Raw genomic sequence first — 8,601 nt, forward strand, 5'->3', positions numbered from 1 at the left:
AAACGCCATGCAGCCGGCCGATACGGACCTGATCGCCGCCTACCTCGCGAGCCTCGCTCATGGACGGCGCCTGTCCGAGCACACGCTGCGCAGCTATACGCACGAGCTTGAGGGCTTGACCGCGCTCGCCAACGGACGCCCGCTTGCGAGCCTTTCGGCTACGGATATCCGTTCGGCGGTCGCGCGCGCGCATAGCGGCGGCTTGTCCGCGCGCTCGATCGCGCATCGGCTGTCGGCCTGGCGCGCGTTTTACCGATGGCTCGCGGAACGCGTCGACTTGCCGGCGAACCCGGTAGCAACGGTACGTGCGCCAAAGCAGCCGAAGCGCCTGCCTAAAGCGCTGTCCGTCGACGACGCCAACGCGCTGATGGAAGCCGCCTCGCCCGAAAGCGGCGAAGGGCTGCGCGACCATGCGATCCTCGAGCTCTTTTATTCGTCGGGATTGCGCTTGGCCGAACTGGTTGGGCTCGATGCCGGGTTCGCCGAGGGCGATGGATATCGTTCGGCGGGCTGGCTCGCTCTCGATACCGCTGAAGTGACGGTTCTCGGCAAAGGCAAGCGGCAGCGCACGGTACCCGTCGGCAAAAAGGCCATCGAGGCGCTCGAGGCCTGGCTCGCGGTGCGCGAGCAGTTCGTCAGGCACGACCCGCACCCGCTGTTTCTTTCGGTGCGCGGCGCGCGCATGTCGCCGAACGTCGTACGCGAGCGCATCAAGCGCGCCGCCCGTACCGCGGGAATTCCGGCGAACGTCCATCCGCACGTCCTGCGGCACTCGTTTGCAACGCATCTGCTGCAATCGAGCGGCGACCTGCGTGCCGTGCAGGAGTTGCTCGGCCATGCGAGCGTGGCGGCGACACAGATCTACACCTCGCTCGATTTTCAGCATCTCGCGCAGGTCTATGACACAGCGCATCCTCGCGCGAAAAAGCGCGACTAGTTGCAATCGATCGCAATGGGCCGCGGCGGCTCGGGTCGACACCCGATCCCCGGCTCGCCTGCCGGTTCAGCCGAACCGGCAGCGACAACTCGTTTCTCATACCGCATGAATACCGTAACGCTCAAACCGTCGAAGGAAAGATCGCTGCTGCGCCGTCATCCATGGGTGTACGCGAACGCCATCGAGCGGATCGACGGCAAACCCGCCTCGGGCGCGACTGTCGTCGTACGCGCGCACGACGGACGCTTTCTCGCGCGCGCCGCCTACAGTCCGCACTCGCAGATCCGCCTGCGCGCCTGGAGTTTCGACGAAGCCGAGCCGATCGATCACGCCTTTTTCAAGCGCCGCGTCCAGCAAGCGCTCGCGCATCGCCGATCGTTCGTGCCCGACACCGGCGCCGTCAGGCTCGTCTTCGGCGAAGCGGACGGCCTGCCCGGCCTCATCGTCGACTATTACGTTCCCGATCTGGCAATGGCGGGCGGCCCAGCGCCGGCAGATCCAAACCCGACGCTCGCTACGCGGGCAAGCCACCTGCCGCTGCCCGGCGACGAGGCCGCAGCACATGGCCAGCTCGTCTGTCAGTTCATGGCGGCCGGCGTGGAGGCGTGGAAAGATGCGATCGTCGCCGCTCTCACGGGCGCAACGGGCTGCCCCAACGTCTATGAGCGCTCCGACGTCTCGATCCGCGAAAAAGAAGGGCTCGCGCAAACGACGGGTGTCCTCGCGGGCGCCGCGCCCGCCGATACGCTCATCGTCGACGAAAACGGCGTGCGCTATCGCGTCGATGTCCGCAACGGCCACAAGACGGGCTTTTATATCGATCAGCGCGAGAGCCGAGCCCTCGTGCAGGAGTACTCCGCCGAGCGCGACGTGCTCAACTGTTTTTGCTATACGGGCGGCTTTTCTCTGGCGGCACTGAAGGGCGGGGCACGGCGTGTCGTATCGATCGATTCGTCGGGCGAGGCGCTCGCGCTCGCACGCGCAAACGTGGAGGCGAACGGCTTCGACGCCGCACGCGCCGAGTGGCTCGACGCCGACGCGTTTCGCACGCTGCGGCGTCTGGCCGACGAAGGCGAGCGCTTCGACCTCGTCGTGCTCGATCCGCCGAAGTTCGCCCCGGCCCGCGAGCATGTCGACCGGGCGGCGCGCGCATACAAGGACATCAACCTCTCCGGTTTCCGCCTGCTGCGCCCGGGCGGGCTGCTTTTCACCTACTCGTGCTCGGGCGCGATCGATGCTGAGCTGTTTCTGAAGATCGTCGCCGGCGCCGCGTCCGACGCGCGGGTGGATGCCCGAATCCTCAAGCGGCTCGGCACCGGCCTCGATCACCCGCTGCTGGCTTCGTTTCCGGAGGGCGAATACCTGAAGGGGCTGCTGTTGCAAATTCTCTGAGCGCCCGCATCTGTTCCGCGCGAGAGCGCTCCGAGCGGGACGTCCCGCTTGACAGGTATGCTTCAATATTTCCAGGCCAGGGTGCCGAGCTGTACCGGCCCCGATTTCATCGAAAAACAGGCGAGTCACAATGATTCCAGTCACCATCCTGACCGGCTTTCTCGGCAGCGGCAAAACCACGTTGCTCAAGCGCATCCTGAGCGAAAAGCATGGTATGAAGATCGCCGTGATCGAAAACGAGTTCGGCGAAGAGAACATCGACAACGAAATCCTCGTACAGAACGAAGCCGAACAAATCGTGCAGATGAGCAACGGCTGCATTTGCTGCACGATCCGCGGCGACCTGGCCCGCGCGCTCGGCGACCTGGCTGAGCGCAAGCGTTCGGGCGAGATCTCGTTCGACCGCGTCGTCATCGAAACGACGGGTCTCGCCAATCCGGGCCCCGTTGCCCAGACGTTTTTCATCGATACCCAGATTGCCGACGAGTTTCTGCTCGACGCGATCATCACCCTCGTCGACGCGAAGCACGCCAACGCTCAGCTCGACGAACACGAGGTGGTGCAACGCCAGGTCGGCTTCGCCGACCGCCTGTTCCTCACGAAGGCCGATCTCGTCGACGAAGCCACGCTGGGCGATCTACGCCACCGGCTCGTTCATATGAACCCGAAAGCGACGATCAAAACCGTGAACTTCGGCGACGCCGATATCAAGGAGATCTTCGATCTGCGCGGCTTCAACCTGAACGCGAAACTCGAGATCGATCCGGACTTCCTGGCCGAAGACGACCACGAGCATCACGATCATGACCACGACGGCCACGATCATGCCCATTGCGATCACGACCATGGCCAGTGCGAACATGACGGGCACGAACACGGGCACCACCATCATCACGCCCATCACGACGACCGGATCAAATCGTTCGTCTATCGCAACGACCGGCCTTTCGATCCCAACAAGCTCGAGGATTTTCTCGGTGGCGTGCTGCAAATCTACGGCGAGCGGCTTTTGCGTTATAAGGGCGTGCTCTATATGAAGGGCGTGGACCGCAAGGTCGTATTCCAGGGCGTGCATCAAATGATGGGCAGCGATCTGGCGGCCAAATGGCTGCCGGTGGAGAAAAAGACCAGCAAGATGGTCTTCATCGGCATCGATCTGCCGCAGGACTTGATCACCGACGGTCTCGATGCCTGTTTGGCGTGAGCGTGTACGATACCGCTCGCAGCTTGCACCAGGAGTTCGCTTTTTATAAATTCGCGCGTTATATTTTCGTGCTAATAGGGCCGCGCAGCAGGGTTTTCTCTGTTGCAGCGCGCAAGGGCGATTCAGTTACAATACGTGCCCGCTGGACCTTGACCAGTAAGCAGCGAAGCCCGCGCCCCATACGCGCGGGGCGTAGCGAACGGCGCCGGAAAACCTGATCCGGGCAACGCCGAACGAAAATGACAAAGCGGAAGGCCGGGCGAAACCCCGGGCGACACGGCGCTTCGTGCCGGTGTCGCCTAAGGAAGGCGTGCCCGGCAAGGGACACCTCATCGAAACGGGAGTGCATCCAAAGATCGGTTTCCAGAGGAGTTCGGCCCCGCACGGGCGCTGGCCGTCACGACTGCCAGACATGCCGAGTGGCGCACAGTGCGCTGCTTGCGGGCAACACGAAAGTGCGGGCAATATGTATGGGTTTTGCCTCACATTGAAGAAGCACGCAGATGACGACGAAACGACTCTTGACCGAAGCCGAAATCCTGAAGATGAGCGACAAGGATTACATGAATGAAGACCAGCTCGCCTTCTTCAAGAACCGGCTCGAACAGCTGCAGGCAGAGATTCTGCGCAATGCCGGCCAGACAACCGAGAACCTGCGCGAAACGGTGATCGTGCCGGATCCGGCCGATCGCGCGACGATCGAGGAAGAGCATGCGCTCGAGCTGCGTACGCGCGACCGCGAGCGCAAGCTGCTGAAGAAGGTGCAGCAATCGCTCGCGCGCATCGAAACGGGCGAGTACGGCTGGTGTGAGGAAACGGGCGAGCCGATCGGCATTCCGAGGTTGCTGGCACGTCCCACGGCCACGCTGTCGCTCGAGGCGCAAGAGCGCCGCGAGCTGCGCCAAAAGCTGTTCGGCGACTGACCGGACCAGACCCGCGCGGCGATGAAGGCCGCGCGTCTTGACGCTGCTTCGAAGAGGCGCGCGGCATCCCGCGCGCTTTTTCTTTGTCGACCGCGGTAAGTGCCTCGGCACTTCCGCAGTCCGATTCCTACTGAAGAACACCCCTTTTTGCCCGCCCGCTCGCCATGTCGCGCGAAAGCGCGTTGCGGCGCCCGCGGGGCGGCAATCCACACGTACCTGTTGCCTTGGCTCTTGATAAAGCCGCACTCGCCCTAAAATGAATCCGACGTGCGTCATCCGCGAGCCGCGGCGCCGTTGTGACCGCAGCTCGTCCACCACCCGATTCCTCCGTCCGGCGCGTGTTGCCGGCGGTGCTTTCGACGTTTTTGAAGGAACGAGAATGGAGCAATTTCACGGCACGACGATCGTTTCCGTGCGACGCGGCAGCCAGGTCGCGCTCGGCGGCGACGGCCAGGTCACGCTTGGCAACATCGTCATGAAAGGCGGTGCGAGGAAGGTCCGGCGCATATACAACGACAAGGTGCTCGTCGGCTTCGCCGGCGGCACGGCCGATGCGTTTTCGCTGCTGGACCGCTTCGAGGCGAAGCTCGAAAAACACCAGGGCAATCTGACGCGCTCAGCCGTCGAACTCGCCAAGGACTGGCGAACCGATCGCATGTTGCGCCGCCTCGAAGCAATGCTTATCACGGCCGATGCGCAAACGACGCTCGTCATCACCGGCAACGGCGACGTGCTCGACCCGGAGGGCGGCATTTGCGCGATCGGCTCGGGCGGCGCCTATGCGCAAGCCGCGGCCCGGGCGCTCGCTGAAAACACCGATCTGTCCCCGCGCGATATCGTCGAGAAATCGCTCTCGATCGCCGGCGACATGTGTATTTACACCAACCACAACCGCGTCATCGAGACGATCGAGTGAGGACACGATGAGCACTATGACACCGGCCGAGATCGTCTCGGAGCTCGACAAGCACATCATCGGACAGAACAAGGCCAAGAAAGCCGTCGCTGTCGCCCTGCGCAACCGTTGGCGCCGTCAGCAGGTTGCCGAGCCGTTGCGCCAGGAAATCACGCCCAAGAACATTCTGATGATCGGGCCGACGGGTGTCGGCAAGACCGAGATTGCGCGGCGGCTGGCCAAACTGGCCGACGCGCCCTTCATCAAGATCGAAGCCACGAAGTTCACGGAGGTCGGTTATGTCGGCCGTGACGTGGATAGCATCGTGCGCGATCTGATCGAAATCTCGCTGAAGCAGACGCGCGAATTCGAGATGCGCAAGGTGCGTTCGAAGGCGCAGGACCAGGCCGAGGACCGCGTTCTCGACATCCTGCTGCCCACCGCGCGTCCGGTGGGTTTCGGTTCCCATTCGAGCGAGGCGGGTGAAGACAACGCCACGCGCCAGACCTTCCGCAAACGGCTGCGCGAAGGGTTGCTGGACGATAAGGAAATCGAGCTCGACGTCGAACTGCCGCAAGTCGGCATGGACATCATGGGGCCGCCCGGCATGGAGGACATGACCGAGCAGATCCGCTCGATGTTCGCCAATCTCGGCGGAGGCAAGAAAACGCGCCGCAAGCTGAAGGTCAAGGAAGCGCTGAAGGTGCTGACCGACGAAGAAGCGTCGAAGATGCTCAACGAGGAAGAAGTCAAGGCGAAGGCCGTCCAGAACGTCGAGCAAAACGGTATCGTGTTTCTCGATGAGATCGACAAGATCGCTTCGCGCGGCGAAGTGGGCGGCGGCGAGGTGTCGCGTCAGGGCGTGCAGCGCGACCTGTTGCCGCTCGTGGAGGGCACGACGATCAATACCCGCTACGGGATGGTCAAGACCGATCACATCCTTTTCATCGCGAGCGGCGCATTTCATCTGTCGAAGCCGAGCGACCTGATTCCCGAATTGCAGGGCCGTTTTCCGATTCGCGTCGAACTCGATTCGCTGTCGGTCGAGGATTTCGAATCGATTCTCGTGGCCACCGACGCGAGTCTCGTGAAGCAGTATCAGGCGCTGCTCGCAACCGAAGAAGTCGAGCTCGAGTTCGGCGAGGACGGCATTCGGCGCATGGCGGAAATCGCGTATTCCGTGAACGAGCGCACGGAGAACATCGGCGCGCGGCGGCTTTACACGGTCATCGAAAAGCTGCTCGAGGACGTGTCGTTCTCGGCCGGCAATCACACCGGCAAGAAAGTGCGCATCGATGCGGCGTACGTCGATAAAGCGCTGGGCGATGTAGCGCAAAGCGAAGATTTGTCGCGCTACGTGCTTTGAGTCGGATGGCGGGATGGCCGCGACGGTCGTCCCGCCTCGATGCCGGCACGCGGCGGCCCCTCGCTCCTCCGCACCGTTATTCCGTCTGATTCGAAAAATCGAGACGAGCCCCGATTATTTCGACATCAATGATCGAGCCTCCCACCGAACGGTGGGGTCGTAGACCCACAGTTCAACCACAAAAGGAGGCAAGACTGTGAGAGTTTCGTTCGATCGTGTCACCCATCGTGCCGTTGTTGCGGCGCTCGCCGCCAGCGGCTCTCTCTTGTGCATCGCTCCCGGCGCTCATGCCGCCCGCGCGCCACTAGCCCCCGAAGTCCGGCTGACCGACGGCGTCGTCGAAGGCATCAAGATGCGTGGTCAGCATAAAGACATCCGCGTGTTTCGCGGAATTCCGTATGCGGCACCGCCCGTCGGCGAGTTCCGCTTTCGCGAGCCGCAGCCCGTCGCACGCTGGGCTGGCGCATTGAAAGCCCGGCAGTTCGGGCCTCGTTGCATGCAGGCGCCTGTGACCGGGGCCGCCAAGCCGGATTTCCGCTCGAAGGAGATGAGCGAAGATTGCCTCTACCTGAACGTCTGGACGCCGGCGAGCAATGCGGACGCCAAACTGCCCGTACTCGTCTATTTTCACGGCGGTGGATTCGTCTCGGGAGATGGCTCGGAGCCTCGCTATGACGGCACGGCCATGGCTTCGCGCGGCGTCATCGCGGTGACGGTCAACTACCGGCTCGGTGTATTCGGATTCCTGGCATCGCCCGATGCCGCAACGGAATCCTCGAACGGTGCGATCGGCAACTACGGTCTCCTCGACCAAGTCGCCGCACTGCGCTGGGTACGGGACAATATCGCGCAGTTCGGCGGCGATCCGACGAAAGTGACGATCGCCGGCAATTCGGCCGGCTCGGTCGCGGTCAGCGCTCACATGGTCTCGCCGCTCTCGCGCGGGCTCTTTGCCGGAGCCATCGGCGAAAGCGGCGGCGCATTCGCGCCGAACCGCCTGTGGGCGCGGGAGCAGGCAGTCGCGGCGGCGACTCAGTTCTCGACGCGCGTCGGCGCAACATCGCAGCAGCAACTGCGCTCTTTGCCGGCACGCACGCTGCTGACGGCGTCCACCCAGCTCAAGTTCGCGCCGGGCTCTGCGATTTTCTGGCCGCATGTCGATGGCCACTTCCTGCCTGCGTCGCCCGAACAGGTGTTCGCCAGCGGCGGGCAAGCGCAGGTGCCGCTGCTCGTGGGATCGAACGCCCAGGAACAGCCTTTCACGGCGCTGCTCGGCAAAGCGGCCCCGACACCGGAGGCATGGCGGGAAGCGATTCAAACGCACTTCAAGGATCACGCGGAAGAGGTCCTCGCGCATTACCCCGGCAACGATACGGAAGAGGTCAAGCATGCGGCCGCCGCGCTGGCAGGGGATCTGTTCGTCAACCACAGTACGTGGCGGTGGATGGATCATCATCGGCAGACGGGCCAGTCGCCCGTCTTCTATTACCGCTACACCCAACCTCTGCCACCGGAGCTGAAAGCGTCGTCCGAGCCTGCTCAGCCGGACCAACCCGCGCCCGGAGCGGCGCATAACGCGCAGGTGGCCTACTCGCTCGGCAACCTGGAACACTTGCGGCACTACGCGTGGACGGCGGCTGATTACGACGTTTCGCGCGTGTTCTCGCGTTATATCGAGCAGTTCGTGAAGACGGGCAATCCGAACGGTGCAGCGTCAGGCGCGGCGGCAACGGAGCAAGGCGTAGTGGCCACGGCGGGCTCCGTGCCGGATTGGGGCGCCGTTCGTACCGATAATCGCGGGATGTTGCAGCAGATCATCGGGGAGAACACCCATGCTTCGTGGGATCGCAGCGCACCGCGGCAAGGGTTGATCCAGCGCCTCGT

General features: G+C 63.3%; 6 protein-coding genes and 2 pseudogenes. All 8 read left to right on the top strand.

What is annotated here, in order from left to right; translation table 11 throughout:
• The first annotated feature begins 7 nt into the window (after positions 1-7).
• Positions 8-937: a tyrosine recombinase XerC gene (xerC, locus tag VGL01_RS05600; RefSeq protein ID WP_331567860.1), complete on the top strand. Its 930-nt coding sequence runs from the start codon at positions 8-10 to the stop codon at positions 935-937.
• A gap of 105 nt (positions 938-1,042) precedes the next feature.
• Positions 1,043-1,396, top strand: a pseudogene (locus VGL01_RS26120) (23S rRNA (cytosine(1962)-C(5))-methyltransferase RlmI); the annotation flags it as partial.
• A gap of 102 nt (positions 1,397-1,498) precedes the next feature.
• A pseudogene (locus VGL01_RS26125) lies at positions 1,499-2,329 on the top strand (class I SAM-dependent rRNA methyltransferase); the annotation flags it as partial.
• Positions 2,330-2,459: 130 nt separating this feature from the next.
• Positions 2,460-3,533 carry a GTP-binding protein gene (locus tag VGL01_RS05610; RefSeq protein WP_331567862.1) on the top strand — a complete coding sequence of 358 codons (1,074 nt, stop codon included), beginning with the start codon at positions 2,460-2,462 and terminating at the stop codon, positions 3,531-3,533.
• A 503-nt stretch (positions 3,534-4,036) separates the two neighbouring features.
• Positions 4,037-4,456, top strand: coding sequence for an RNA polymerase-binding protein DksA (gene dksA, locus VGL01_RS05615; protein WP_173255829.1), 420 nt, complete (start codon positions 4,037-4,039; stop codon positions 4,454-4,456).
• A 379-nt stretch (positions 4,457-4,835) separates the two neighbouring features.
• Positions 4,836-5,372, top strand: a complete 537-nt coding sequence (gene hslV, locus VGL01_RS05620; protein WP_331567863.1) for an ATP-dependent protease subunit HslV — start codon at positions 4,836-4,838, stop codon at positions 5,370-5,372.
• Between the two features lie 7 nt (positions 5,373-5,379).
• Entirely contained in the window at positions 5,380-6,717 is a 1,338-nt protein-coding gene (gene hslU, locus VGL01_RS05625; RefSeq protein ID WP_331567864.1) for an ATP-dependent protease ATPase subunit HslU, read from the top strand.
• Between the two features lie 196 nt (positions 6,718-6,913).
• Positions 6,914-8,601 (top strand): carboxylesterase/lipase family protein (locus VGL01_RS05630; protein ID WP_331567865.1); only part of this gene is annotated, 1,688 nt, incomplete at its 3' end.

Origin of the sequence: Trinickia sp., assembly GCF_036503415.1 — a bacterium.
Classification (GTDB): Bacteria; Pseudomonadota; Gammaproteobacteria; order Burkholderiales; family Burkholderiaceae; genus Trinickia.